This is a genomic window from Kineococcus xinjiangensis, assembly GCF_002934625.1.
GTDB classification, from domain to species: Bacteria; Actinomycetota; Actinomycetes; order Actinomycetales; family Kineococcaceae; genus Kineococcus_A; species Kineococcus_A xinjiangensis.
This window is the reverse complement of sequence record NZ_PTJD01000012.1, coordinates 101,757-113,962: the sequence shown is the minus strand read 5'-3', so window position 1 is coordinate 113,962 and position 12,206 is coordinate 101,757. Positions and strand designations below refer to the sequence as shown.

Sequence of the window (12,206 nt, the reverse complement as noted above, 5' to 3'; positions counted from 1 at the left end):
TGTCGCCCGGGAAGTGCTCTCGCACCCCGCCGACGGGTGCCCGTGGGTGCGCGCTGCACGAGGAGGGCGCTCACCCTAGCGCGAGCCGCTCGAGGAAGGCACGGGCGACGGGAGCGGCGGTGCTGCCCCCGCTGCGCCCCTCGGCGACGAACACGGCGAAGGCCGTGCTGCCCTGCCAGCCGACGAGCCAGGCGTGGGTCTCGGGAGGGACCTGCTGCCCGTGCTCGGCCGTGCCGGTCTTGGCGAAGACCTCCCCGCCGGGGCAGTCGCGCAGCACGGGGGCCGTGCCGTCGGTGACGACGGCGCGCATGAGCTCGTGCAGGGTGGCCACCGACGCGGCCGGCAGGTCGACGGGCGGTGCGGCCGCGCCCTCGGGGGCGGGGTCGACGACGAGGCGCGGCTCGACGGTGGCGCCGCGGGCGACGGAGGCGGCGGCGACGGCGAGGGCGAGGGGGCTGACGAGGGTGCGGCCCTGCCCGAACGCGGCCGCGGCCCGGTCGACGGCGGACTCGGTGACGGGCACGTCGCCGTCGAAGGCGTCCACCCCGACGTCCCAGCCAGTGCCGATTCCGAGCCGGGCCGCGGCGGCGGCCAGGTCCCCGTCGTCGAGGCGGGAGCTCAGGTCGGCGAAGGCGGTGTTGCAGGACATCGCGAAGTCGGTGCGGAAGGTCGTCTCCCCGAGGGCCTCGCCCTCGAAGTTGCGGAAGCTGCGCCCGTCGACGGTGAACGTCGGGGGGCAGGGCACCGGCTCGTCCGCCGTGAGGCCCTTCTCCAGCAGCGCGAGGGTGCTCACCACCTTGAAGGTGGAGCCGGGTGGGAACCGGCCGGTGAGGGCGCGGTCGCCACCGGTGGCGGGGCCGTTGGCGACGGCGAGGACGTCTCCGGTGGGGACGTCGACCGCCACGATCGCGGACTGCGGGCCGACGGTGGCGAGCACCTCGTCGGCGGCGTTCTGCACGCGCTCGTCGAGGGTGGTGCCGACGGCCTCGCCGGGGCTGGCGGGGACCTCGAAGAGGGTCCGCGCGGCTGCGCCGGTCCCCCCGGTGAGCTGGACGAGGACGCCGGGTGCGCCGCCGAGGCGCTCGTCGTAGCGGCGCTGCAGCCCGGACAGCCCCACCCGGTCGCCGGGGACGTGGCGGCCGCCGGACTCCTCGACCAGCTCGGCCGTCACCTCCCCGACCCCGCCGAGCAGGGACCGGGCGAAGGCGCGGGTGGGGGCGAGGGGCAGCACGCCGGCGCGGAAGACCACGCCCGGGACGGGCCGGAGCCGTTCCTGCTGCGCGTCGAAGTCGGTGCGGCGCAGGGTGAGGACGGGCACGAAGGCGTCGGGTTCCGCTGTTCGGATGCGCTCGGTGAGCTTGGCGGCGTCGACGTCGAGGACCTCGGCGACCGCTGCGGCGGTGGCTGCGGGGTCGCCGGTGCGGGCGGGGTGGACGCCCACGTCGACGACCTGCGTGTCGGTCACGACGGGGGTGCCGTCGCGGCCGAGGACCTCGGCGCGGGGCGGCTGCTCCCGGACGGCGGTCAGGGTGGCCCCCTCGGTGAGCTCGGGGTGGATCAGGGAGGGCGCCCACCGCACCCGCCAGGTGTCGGGCTCGCCCTCCGGGGGGCGGACGAGGTCGGCGGTGCTGCGGTAGGTCCACCGCTGGGGGCCGGCCTGCCACGACACGTCGTAGGTGGCGCGGGCGCGGCCCTCGGCGAGCCGGGTGCTGTCGACCCCGGCGAGCGCGACCTCGGGTCCGGTGACCCCTCCCGCGGCGAGCCCCTGCGTCGCGGCGGCGTACCGGTCCGTCACCGCGGCGGGCGTGACCGGCCCGTCCCAGGTGACCGCGTCCCACCGGCTCTCGTTCCAGGCGGCCGCGACGGCTTCCGCCGCTCGGCGGGCGGGTTCGGGATCGGGCCGGCGGGTGAGCACCACGGCGGCTCCGGCCCCGGCGGCGACGACGGCACCCGCGGCGCCGGCGATGAGCGCCGTCCTGCGCCTGACTCCCCCGCCCGGCCGGGTCCCCGAGCCGCCCCCCGCGCCGTCGGCGGTGCGTCCGGGACGGGTCGGCGGGTGGGGCGCCGCGGGCTCGCTCACGCCCCGATCCTGGCACGGGCCTCCCCGGTGGCGGCTCCGCCCGAGGGCGACTGCTAGCCTTTTGAGCGGAGGTGTCGCCTAGTCCGGTCTATGGCGCCCGCCTGCTAAGCGGGTTGGGGGCTACAACCCCCTCGCGGGTTCAAATCCCGCCACCTCCGCAGTGGAAAGCCCCGTCCCGGTTCGCCGGGGCGGGGCTTTCGTCGTCTCGCGGACGTTCCCGATGGTGGCCGCGGGAGCCGTCCGGGACCCGCCTGCGGCCTCCCCGCCGCGCCCAGCGCGGCTCGTCCACCGGACGGGGGGCGATTAGGCGCTGACGGGACGGGCCGCTATGGTTGACCCCGGCCGCTGCGCCCCGACACGGGATGCGGCGCCTGCGCCCGTAGCTCAACGGATAGAGCATCTGACTACGGATCAGAAGGTTAGGGGTTCGAATCCCTTCGGGCGCACTCGTTGAGACAGCGACGTGAGAGGCCCCCGAGCATGCTCGGGGGCCTCTTGCGTGTGCGCTCGCGGGCGCCCGGTCAGCTCCGGTCGGCGTTGACCGCCGCCAGGACGCGGTAGACCACGGCCGTGAGGGGAACCGCCAGGAGGGCGCCGGTGATGCCGAGCAGGAGCGTGCCGGCGGTGACGGCCACGAGGGCGACCACCGGGTGCAGCTGCACCGCCCGGCCCACGACGAGGGGTTGCAGCAGGTTGCCCTCCACCTGCTGCACGAGCAGCACGATCCCGAGCACGATGAGGGCGTCCTGCGGGCCGTTGGTGACCATCGTGACGAGGACGGCCACGGCCCCGGCCACCGTCGCTCCCAGGATGGGCACGTAGGCGCCGACGAAGGTCAGCAGCGCCAGCGAGAGCCACAGCGGGACTCCGACGAAGAAGAGCCCCGTGCCGATGAGCACGGCGTCGGCCAGGGCCACCAGCGTCAGGCCGACCACGTAGCCGGTGAGCGTGCCCCACGCCGCCCGTCCGGCGCGGTCCACCGTCGCCCGGTGCCGGGGCGTCACGCGGCGGACGAGCCAGCGCCACATCTCCTCTCCCTCCTTGAGGAAGAAGAAGACCGCGAAGAGGCCCAGCGCCACGGCGGTGAGCAGTTGCAGCAGGGTGCGCGCCCCGCCCACCGGGGTGGGGACCGCGCTGCTGACGGCGCTGACCATCTGGTTGCGCAGTTCGGCGACGCGGGCCGGGTCGAGTTGCAGCGGCCCGGTCGTCAGCCAGTTCCGGATGTCGTCGATGCCCTGCGTCACGACCGGGGTGAGGTCCTCCACCTGCTCGCTGACGCGGGACCACACGAGGGCGGCGACCGCGGCCGGGATGCCGACGAGGAGGATCAGCGACAGCAGGGCGGCGAGGACCGCGGGCAGGCCACCGCGGCGCATCCGGAGGGTGAGCGGGGCGAGCAGCGCGGTGAACAGCAGGGCCACCGCGATCGTGGCGCTGACCAGCCAGAGGCGGAGCACCACCGTGCCGACGAGCCAGCAGACCGCCGCGACGGCCAGCACGGCACCGGAGTAGGCGAGGGTCCGCACGGTCCAGGCCGGGACCCGCCTCCCGGGGTACCGCTCGGGGCGCTCCCCGGCGGGGCCAGCGGGCTGCTGCTCGGCGGCGTCCTCGGAACGCCGGCCCTCCGGTTGCCCGAGGACCGGATCAGCCTTCTCCATCGTCGCCTCCGGCGTCGCGCCCGGCGGGCAGGGGGACGACGACCGGTGCGGCCGGGCCCGCATCGGCGTCCGAGGGGACGGGCTCCGCCGGCACAGGTTCCAGCGGCGCGGGTTCCAGCGGCGCGGGTTCCAGCGGCGCGGGTTCCAGCGGCGCGGGTTCCAGCGGCGCGGGTTCCAGCGGCGCGGGTTCCAGCGGGGCCGGTTCCAGCGGCGCGGGTTCCAGCGGCGCGGGCTCCGACGGCGCGGGCTCCGACGGCTTCGGCGGCTTCGGCGGCTTCGACGGCGCCGACGTCTTCGGCGGTGGTGCCACGGTGTCGTAGTCCTCCCTGCCGACCGCGGTGCGCGCGAGGCCGGCATCGGTGGGCACCTCCACCGCGGCCCCGTCCACCACGACGCGGACCCTGCGCGTGGCGGGCAGTTCCGTGGCCGTCCACACCAGCTGGGCGACCGCCAGCAGCTGGTCGCCGCCGGAGACGCTCGCCAGCTCCCCGTCCGCCTGGACGACCACCGTCTCCGGGGACACCCCGTCGCGGGCGAGGACCTCGAGCCGCTGCGGTGCCAGGGCCGTGCGGATGCCCGACGCGGCCTCGGCGCCCGTGGGCCCGGCGACCAGGGCCTCCAGGGCGGCCTGGGGCGTCGCCTCGGCCAGCTCGCGGCGGACGGGGACCAGGCGGCCGTCCCGGACGAAGTACGCGGACATGACCATGGCCCCGCGCCGGGGCTCCCCCACGGTCGGCAGGTCGGGGGCGGACTGCCGGGGCAGCGGCACCGGACGCTCCTGCGGGGGGATGCCGCACGTCGTGGCCGTGGTCAGCAGGAGCGTGCACAGGCCGACCGCGGGCAGCACGCGCGCCCGGCGGACGCTCAGCGTCGCCACGGTGCCACCTCCAGCGGCAGGAGCACCCGGAACCGCGCACCGCCCTCGGGGCTGTCCACCACCGTGACGGAGCCGCCCAGGAGCTGCAGGTGCCGCTCGACCAGCGACAGCCCGAGCCCCGCCCCTTCGCTGCTGCTGCTCGCCGAGCCGCGCGCGCGGGCGAAGCGCTCGAAGATGCGCTCGCGCTCGGCGGGGTCCACGCCCGGTCCGGCGTCGTCGACGAGCACCTCGGCGTTGCGGCCCACCCGGGCGACCGTCACGCGGGTCAGGCCGCCGCCGTGCTTGTCGGCGTTGTCGACGAGGTTGGCGACGACCTGCCGGAGGCGGCGCTTGTCCGTGCGGACGACGAGGCCGTCGCCATCCGGCCCGCGGGTCACCAGGGGGTGGGCGTGCTCGGGCAGCGCCTGGCACACGAAGTCGGCGAGGTCCACCTCCTCCAGCACCAGGTCGTGGCTGCCCGCGTCGCTGCGGGAGATCTCCAGCAGGTCCTGCACCAGGCGGGAGAAGCGGTCCACCTCCTCCTGCAGCAGGTCCAGGGCCTCCCGCCCCGTTCCGGGCAGGCGCTCGCGGTGCTGCTCGACGAGGGAGAGCGCGCCGAGCATGGCCGTGAGCGGGGTGCGCAGCTCGTGCGCCACGTCGGAGGCGAACCGGGCGTCGGCCCGCACCCGCCGCTCCAGGGCGGCGGCGGTGCGGTTGAAGGACGTCGCGAGCGGCACGAGGTCGGGGTCGCCGTGGTGGTCGATGCGCGCGTCGAGCTGGCCCGAGGCGATCGCGGCGGCTGCGGCTCCCACCCGGTCGATGGGCCGCAGCGCCGGCCGGGTCAGCCACCAGCCGAGGCCGAGCGCCAGGACGGGCACGACCGCGCCGGCGACCAGGAGCACCGTGCCGAGCGTGCGGTACGTCTCGTCGAGCTCGTCGAGGGGGAACACCTCGAAGTAGGCGCGCCCCTCCCCCTGCAGGGGCACGCCGACGGCGAGAACGGTGTGCCCCCCCAGCTGGATGCGCTGGTGGGACGCCTCCCCGCGCAGCGCGGCCCGGCGCAGCGGGAGGGGGAGATCGTCGCGCCCGACGCGCAGGGACGTGGTGAACCACTGCCCGCCGTCGACCAGCAGCGACGTGGAGCCCGTCTCGCGGGGCAGCTGGGCGAGCAGCTGGGGGGCGGAGAGCCCCTCCGTCCGCAGTCCCCGCTGCAGCCGGTCGGCGTTGGCGAGGCTCTGGGCGGTCGTGACGCGTTCCCGCTGCAGGAGCAGGTACTGGGAGACGGTCAGCCAGACCCCCGTCGACGTGACCGCGGTGAGCAGGGCGGCCAGTGCGGTGAAGGCGAGCGCGGCGCGTCCACGCAGGCTGCGCCACCTGCGGAGGCGCCCCGCTCCGTGGCGGCGTCCGCTGCCGGTCGCATCGCCAGGAGGCGCGGTCACGGCTGGATCCGGTACCCCATGCCGCGCACCGTCACGATGTGCGCGGGCCGGCTGGGGTCGTCCTCCACCTTGCCGCGCAGCCGGTGGACGTGGACGTCGACCAGCCGGTTGTCGCCGAAGTAGCCGTACCCCCACACCCGCTCCAGCAGCTCCTCGCGGGAGAACACCCGGCCCGGGGAGGAGGCGAGTTCGCACAGGAGCCGGAACTCCGTCCGGGTCAGGTCCAGGCGCGTGCCGTCGCGCAGGACCACCGCGTCCTCGGGTGAGATCTCCAGCGGCCCCACGGTGATGGTGTGCGGGGCGCTGGCACCGTTGGCGCGGCGCAGGGCGGCTCGCACCCGCGCGGACAGCTCCTTCGGCACGAAGGGCTTGGAGACGTAGTCGTCGGCACCCGCCTCCAGCCCGGCGACGACGTCGTGGCTGTCCGCCCGGGCCGTCACCATGATGATCGGCACGTCGCTGCCGCGGCGGATCCGGCGGCAGACCTCGAAACCGTCGATCCCCGGCAGGACCAGGTCGAGCAGGACGACGTCGGGCTGGTGGTGCCGCAGGGCGTCCAGCGCCTCCTCCCCGGAGCCCGCCTCGACGACCTCGAAGCCCTCCCCGGCCAGGGTGAGCTGGACCACCCGGCGGATGCGCGCGTCGTCCTCGACGACGAGCACGGATCGGGTCACGGTCGCTGATCCTCCCCGAGCCCCGCGGTTCCCGCCACGCGGAACCGGGCGGGAACCGCCGGCCGCTCACTGGCTGGGCGGGACGGAGGCGTCGACCTCCTCCGCGACGACGAAGGCCCTGTCGTCGTTCTGGCCCAGGCCGGGGTCGATGTCCACGTCGAGGCCGGCGATGACCTCCTCGAGGTCGTCGATCTCGCGGACGGTCCCGGTGACCTGGACGGTCTCCCCCTCCGCGATGCCCTCGACGCCGCTGGGGGCGACGATGAGGAGCGGGTTCGCGCCGTCTCCCTCGGTGCTGCCGAGCACGAAGGCGGCCGGGGGGTGGACGCTGACGACGTCCCCGAGGATGGTCGCCTCCCCGTCGACCTGATCGCCGATGTTCTGCGCGAACTCGAGGTCGTAGACCTGGGGCGGGCCGCCCTGGATCGCCGGGCCGGGCTCCTCGCCGGGGGGCGGGTAGTTGTGCGGCGCGCCGGCGCCCTCGCGGGCCTCCGACGCCACCAGCTGGCCCTCGTCCTCGTCGTAGGCGGCGCAACCGGTGAGGCCGAGCAGGGCCACGGCCAGAGCGGCCGTCGCCGCCGCGGGGGTCCGGGGTCGTCGTCCGATGACCATGGGGGTTCTCCTCCTGCTGCGGTGGTGATGACCGTCCCCGCCCGCCTCGGCGGGGGACGGGCGGGGACGGCGTCCGGGGCCACCGGTGACCGGGGAGGTCACCGGTGGGGCGGTCACTGGGCGGGTGCGACCTCGGTGTCGACGCTGGTGGCGGCGATGTAGGGCTTCTCGCCCCACTCCTCGCCGATGTCGTCGCCGAGGTCGATGCCCATGCTCTCCTCGACCTGCGGGAGGTCGAAGGTCTCGTGGACGGTGCCGGTGACCTCGACGACCTGGCCCTCCTCCACGCCGGCGACCTCGGTGGCGCTCACGATGAGCAGCGGGTCCACGGTCGTGCCGGCGGTTCCGGCGATGACGAACGCGGTGGGCGAGATGACCTCGCTGACCTCGGCGGAGACCGTGACCGGCTTGTCGTAGAAGCTCTTGATGTCGTTGTAGAACTCGGGGTCGTAGGCGCCCTCGTAGGTGCCCACGACGGCGTTGGAGTCGTCGACCCCGATGTCCCCGCTGACCTCGCCCTCGCCGAGGCCGGCCTCGGTCTCCTCGCCGACCTCGATGTCCTCGGCGACGTTCTCCTGCACGTCCTCGACGGTCGTGCCGCGCTCGGGGCCCGCGGTGTCCCCGCAGGCGGACAGGCCCAGGGTCGAGGCCACGAGGACGCCGGCGGCGGCGACCCCTGCGCGGTGACGCGTGCGGAATGTGATCGTCATAGCTCCTCCTCGTTCTGGGTGGCTCGTTCTCGACGGCTCGTTCGTGCGCCACATCGACCGTGCCCCCGGCCGCGGGGGCCCACCAGCCGGATCCGACCCGCAGGCGCGAACGTCACACAGGTGTCATCCGGGCGGCCGGGTTCGTGACGCGCAGATGACGGTGGACGTGGCGGGGGGTGCGTGCAGGCGCGGGCGGCGGCCCCTCCTGCGCCGCCGGAACGGGCGGAGCCCCCGGCCGGGTGGCCGGGGGCTCCGTGTGACGATCCCGCGAGGGGCGCCCGCTCAGCGGACGGGGACGCTGCGCTGCGGCTGTCCGACGTAGTGGCTCAGCGGCCGGATGAGGGCGTTCGCCTCGAGCTGCTCGACGATGTGCGCCGTCCACCCCGTGACCCGGCTCATGACGAAGAGGGGCGTGAACACCTCGATGTCGAAGCCGAGCAGGTGGTAGGCGGGCCCGGTCGGGAAGTCGAGGTTGGGGTGGATGCCCTTCTCCTCCGCCATGGTGCGCTGCAGCTCCTCGTACATGCGCACCCACTTCTCCCCGCCGCGGGCGGCCGCCAGCTCGCGGAACGCCGCCTCCATCGTGGGGACGCGGGAGTCGCCGTTGCGGTAGACGCGGTGGCCGAAACCCATGATCTTCCGCTTGGCTGCGATCTCGCCGCGCAGCCAGTCCGCGGCCCGCTCGGGGTCGCCGATCTCGAGCATGGCGTGCATGACGGCCTCGTTGGCCCCGCCGTGCAGCGGTCCCTTCAGCGCCCCGATGGCGGCCGTCACGGCGCTGTGCAGGTCCGACAGCGTGGAGGTGACGACGCGCGCGGCGAACGTGGAGGCGTTGAAGGAGTGCTCCGCGTAGAGCACGAGGGAGACCTCGAAGGCGCGCACGGACACCTCGTCGGGGACTTCCCCGAAGCACATCCGCAGGAAGTTCTCGGAGTAGCCGAGCTCCGCGTCGGGTTCGACCGGCTCCAGCCCGCGGCGGCGGCGCATGTCGTGGGCGACGACCGCGGGCAGCTGGGCGAACAGGGTCAGCGACTTGGCGAGGTTGGTCTCGCGGTCGTCGCGCGCGGCCCGGGGGTCGCGCGCGCCCAGGACGCTCACCGCGGTGCGCAGGACGTCCATCGGGTGGCAGGTGGTGGGCAGGGCGTCCAGCACACCGCGCAGCACCGGGTCCAGCGCCCGCTGGGAGCGCTCCTCCTGCTGCTGGGCCGCCAGCTCGGCGGCGGTGGGCAGTTCCCCGTGCCAGAGCAGGTGCGCGACCTCCTCCATGCTGCACGACTGCGCCAGCTCCTGGACCGGGTAGCCCCGGTAGGTCAGCGAGTTGGTCTCGGGAACCACCTTGGAGACGGCGGTGGTGTCCACGACGACCCCCGCGAGGCCCTTGCGGATCTGCGGCTCCTCCGCACCGGACCCCGCGCCTGCCGCCGTGCCGTCCGTCGCTGCCGTCATCGCTGCGCCCCTTCCTCGTCCCGGCCCCCGGCGTCGTCGCCGGCGGCTGTCCCGCTGGAGCCGCCCTGGGCGGCGGTCGCACTGGAGCCGCCCTGGGCGGCGGTCAGGCTGAAGTCGTAGATGGCCGTGTCGAACTGGGCGTACGCGGAGTAGTCCAGCAGCTCGTACAGCCGGCCCCGGGTCTGCATCTGCGGGACCAGGCTCTCCTGGGTGCCCTCCGCCGCCATGGTCCGCAGCCCCGCCTCCACCGCGCCCATGGCGATGCGCAGCGTGGTCACCGGGTAGATGACGACGTTGAACCCCAGCGACTCCAGGGTGGCGGCGCTGAGCAGCTTCGACTTGCCGAACTCCGTCATGTTGGCCAGCAGCGGCACGTCGACCGCGGCGCGGAACGCCTCGAACTCGGACTCGTCGGCGAGCGCCTCCGCGAAGATCATGTCCGCTCCGGCGTCGGCGTAGGCCTTCGCCCGGTCGATCGCCGGGGTCAGCCCCTCCACACCGCGGGCGTCCGTGCGGGCGCAGAGGACGAAGTCCGGGTCCCGCCGCGCGGACACGGCCGCCCGGATCCGGCCGAGCATCGTCTGCACGTCCACGACGGCCTTGCCGTCGAGGTGGCCGCAGCGCTTGGGGTTCACCTGGTCCTCCAGGTGCATGCCCGACAACCCGGCGTCCTCGGCTGCGCGCACCGTGCGGGCCGCGTTCAGTGGTTCCCCGAAGCCGGTGTCGGTGTCCAGCAGCGAGGGCAGGCCCGTCGCGCCGGCGATGGCGCCGCCGCGGGAGGTGACCTCGGTGAGCGTGGTCAGCCCGATGTCCGGCAGGGCGAGGTCCGCGGAGAGGACCGCACCGGAGACGTAGACGCCGTCGAAGCCGATCTCCTCGATGAGCCGGGCGACGAGGGGGGAGAACGCGCCCGGCATCCGCAGCAGCCGCCCGGAGGCCAGCCCCGCGCGGAAGGCGGCGCGCTTGTCGGTGGCGGAGGTGGTGGAACCCAGCATCAGAAGATCCCCCTGCTCGTCCCGGGGGTGTCGCCGAGCCGGTCCGCGGGCACCTCGAACGTGAGGCGGTCCAGGTCGCCGGCTCCCAGGTCGGGCAGTTCCTCCACCGCGGCGAGGAAGCGGTCCTGCTCCTGCGGCTCGAGGACGCCCTCGGCGAGGGTGCGGAACTTCTCCACGTACTGCGGGCGGGAGAAGGGACGCGCCCCGAGCGGGTGCGCGTCGGCCACGGCGAGCTCGTCCTCCAGGACCGTGCCGTCGTCGAGGGTGATGGTGACGTGCCCGCCGAAGGCCTTCTCCGCGGGGTCGTGGGAGTGGTAGCGGCGCGTCCACTCCGGGTCCTCCTCGGTCCGGATGCGGTGCCACAGCTGGACAGTGTCGGGACGCTGCGCCCGCTCGGGGAGGTAGGAGTCGACGTGGTGCCAGCGGCCGTCCTGCAGGGCGACGGCGAAGATGTACGGGATGGAGTGGTCGAGGGTCTCCCTGCTGGCGTGCGGGTCCATCTTCTGCGGGTCGCCCGACCCCGTGCCGATGACGTGGTGCGTGTGGTGGCTCGTGCGGATGACGACGCTCTCGACCCGGGAGGTGTCCGGCACCCGCTCGCGCATCCGGCGGGCGAGGTCGATGAGGGCCTGCGACTGGTACTCCGCGGAGTGCTCCTTGGTGTAGGAGTCGAGGATTCCCCGCTTCGGCTCCCCGGCTGCGGGCAGCGGCACCGTGTAGACGTGCCCCGGCCCGGACAGCAGCCAGGCGATGAACCCGTCCTCGCCCTCGTAGATCGGGGCCGGGGAGGTCTCCCCGCGCATCGCCCGGTCCACGGCCTCCACCGCCATCTTGCCCGCGAAGGCCGGGGCGTACGCCTTCCAGGAGGAGATCTCCCCCTTGCGCGACTGCCGGGTGGTCGTGGTGGTGTGCAGCGCCTGCCCGATGGCCTGGTGGACGGTGTCCGCCTCCAGGCCGAGCAGGGTTCCGATGCCGGCCGCGGCGGCGGGGCCCAGGTGGGCGATGTGGTCGATCTTGTGCTCGTGGAGGCAGATCCCGCGCACCAGGTCGATCTGCACCTCGTAGGCGGTCGCCAGGCCGCGGACGAGGTCGCGCCCGCTGCGTCCGGTGTGCTGGGCCACGGCGAGCACCGGCGGGATGTTGTCGCCGGGGTGGGAGTAGTCGGCTGCCAGGAACGTGTCGTGGAAGTCCAGTTCGCGCACGGCCACGCCGTTCGCCCACGCCGCCCACTCCGGGGAGCTGCGCCGGTCCGGGGGCAGCCCGAACACGGTGGCTCCCGGCTGCATCGGGTGGGCGAGCGCCTGGGCGCGCGCGGAGACCACGGGGCGGCGCGCAACCGAGGCCGCGGCGACGGCGGCGTTGTCGATGATGCGGTTGCCCAGCATCTCCACGACCTCGTCCTCGACCTCGACCGGGTCGGTGGCCACGAGCGCCAGGCGCCAGGCGAGTTGCTGTTCCTTCGCCGGACCGTCAGCGGATCGGTGTGGGCGGACGGTGTGCGACTCCATCGTCGGTCCTCTCGACGTCCTGTGGGACGCACGCAGACTACGCCGCCGCCCGTCGCCGCCCGCGGCGCCTCATCTCCCTGCGCGCGACGGCCGGAGAAGGAGCCGCCGCACAAACGGCGACTTCCCCGGAGTTGGGCACTGGAGTTGGAATTGGAACACCGATTCACGTTTTTCCCGCGCTGCCGTTAGCATGGTTCGCGAACCCTCGGTTATGCAGGGAGAACGCCC

The 12,206-nt window shown here is 74.7% G+C and carries 9 protein-coding genes, 2 tRNA genes and 1 pseudogene; 2 read left to right on the top strand and 10 right to left on the bottom strand.

Going from position 1 to position 12,206, the window contains the following annotated elements:
- Positions 1 to 70: 70 nt before the first annotated feature.
- A complete protein-coding gene (locus tag CLV92_RS15935; protein WP_104434312.1) occupies positions 71 to 2,080 on the bottom strand; it encodes a penicillin-binding transpeptidase domain-containing protein in 2,010 nt (669 codons plus the stop codon).
- 67 nt (positions 2,081 to 2,147) lie between these two features.
- Here CLV92_RS15935 and CLV92_RS15930 point away from each other — a divergent pair.
- Positions 2,148 to 2,238, top strand: a tRNA-Ser gene (locus CLV92_RS15930).
- Between the two features lie 215 nt (positions 2,239 to 2,453).
- A tRNA-Arg gene (locus tag CLV92_RS15925) sits at positions 2,454 to 2,526 on the top strand.
- Between the two features lie 75 nt (positions 2,527 to 2,601).
- On the opposite strand, the gene CLV92_RS15920 is transcribed toward CLV92_RS15925, so the two are convergent.
- The 9 genes and pseudogenes from CLV92_RS15920 to CLV92_RS15880 all read right to left on the bottom strand — a co-directional run bounded on the left by CLV92_RS15920 (position 2,602) and on the right by CLV92_RS15880 (position 11,978).
- On the bottom strand, positions 2,602 to 3,738 hold the full coding sequence (locus CLV92_RS15920) for an AI-2E family transporter (protein WP_158257284.1): 1,137 nt from the start codon (positions 3,736 to 3,738) through the stop codon (positions 2,602 to 2,604).
- Positions 3,725 to 4,615 (bottom strand): GerMN domain-containing protein, encoded by an 891-nt coding sequence (locus CLV92_RS15915; RefSeq protein WP_104434307.1) that lies wholly within the window; start codon positions 4,613 to 4,615, stop codon positions 3,725 to 3,727. The genes CLV92_RS15920 and CLV92_RS15915 overlap by 14 nt, the downstream gene beginning before the upstream one ends.
- Positions 4,603 to 6,033 (bottom strand): sensor histidine kinase, encoded by a 1,431-nt coding sequence (locus tag CLV92_RS15910; RefSeq protein WP_104434306.1) that lies wholly within the window; start codon positions 6,031 to 6,033, stop codon positions 4,603 to 4,605. The genes CLV92_RS15915 and CLV92_RS15910 overlap by 13 nt, the downstream gene beginning before the upstream one ends.
- On the bottom strand, positions 6,030 to 6,707 hold the full coding sequence (locus CLV92_RS15905; protein WP_104434304.1) for a response regulator transcription factor: 678 nt from the start codon (positions 6,705 to 6,707) through the stop codon (positions 6,030 to 6,032). Before CLV92_RS15905 ends, CLV92_RS15910 begins: the two co-directional genes overlap by 4 nt.
- A gap of 66 nt (positions 6,708 to 6,773) precedes the next feature.
- Positions 6,774 to 7,319 carry a hypothetical protein gene (locus CLV92_RS21550; protein ID WP_158257283.1) on the bottom strand — a complete coding sequence of 182 codons (546 nt, stop codon included), beginning with the start codon at positions 7,317 to 7,319 and terminating at the stop codon, positions 6,774 to 6,776.
- 113 nt (positions 7,320 to 7,432) lie between these two features.
- A complete protein-coding gene (locus CLV92_RS15895) occupies positions 7,433 to 8,029 on the bottom strand; it encodes a hypothetical protein (RefSeq protein WP_104434302.1) in 597 nt (198 codons plus the stop codon).
- Between the two features lie 282 nt (positions 8,030 to 8,311).
- Positions 8,312 to 9,475: a bifunctional 2-methylcitrate synthase/citrate synthase gene (locus tag CLV92_RS15890; RefSeq protein ID WP_104434300.1), complete on the bottom strand. Its 1,164-nt coding sequence runs from the start codon at positions 9,473 to 9,475 to the stop codon at positions 8,312 to 8,314.
- A 92-nt stretch (positions 9,476 to 9,567) separates the two neighbouring features.
- A pseudogene (gene prpB, locus CLV92_RS15885) lies at positions 9,568 to 10,470 on the bottom strand (methylisocitrate lyase); the annotation flags it as partial.
- Positions 10,470 to 11,978, bottom strand: a complete 1,509-nt coding sequence (locus CLV92_RS15880) for an MmgE/PrpD family protein (RefSeq protein WP_104434296.1) — start codon at positions 11,976 to 11,978, stop codon at positions 10,470 to 10,472. The pseudogene prpB and the gene CLV92_RS15880, both read right to left, overlap by 1 nt.
- Positions 11,979 to 12,206 lie beyond the last annotated feature (228 nt).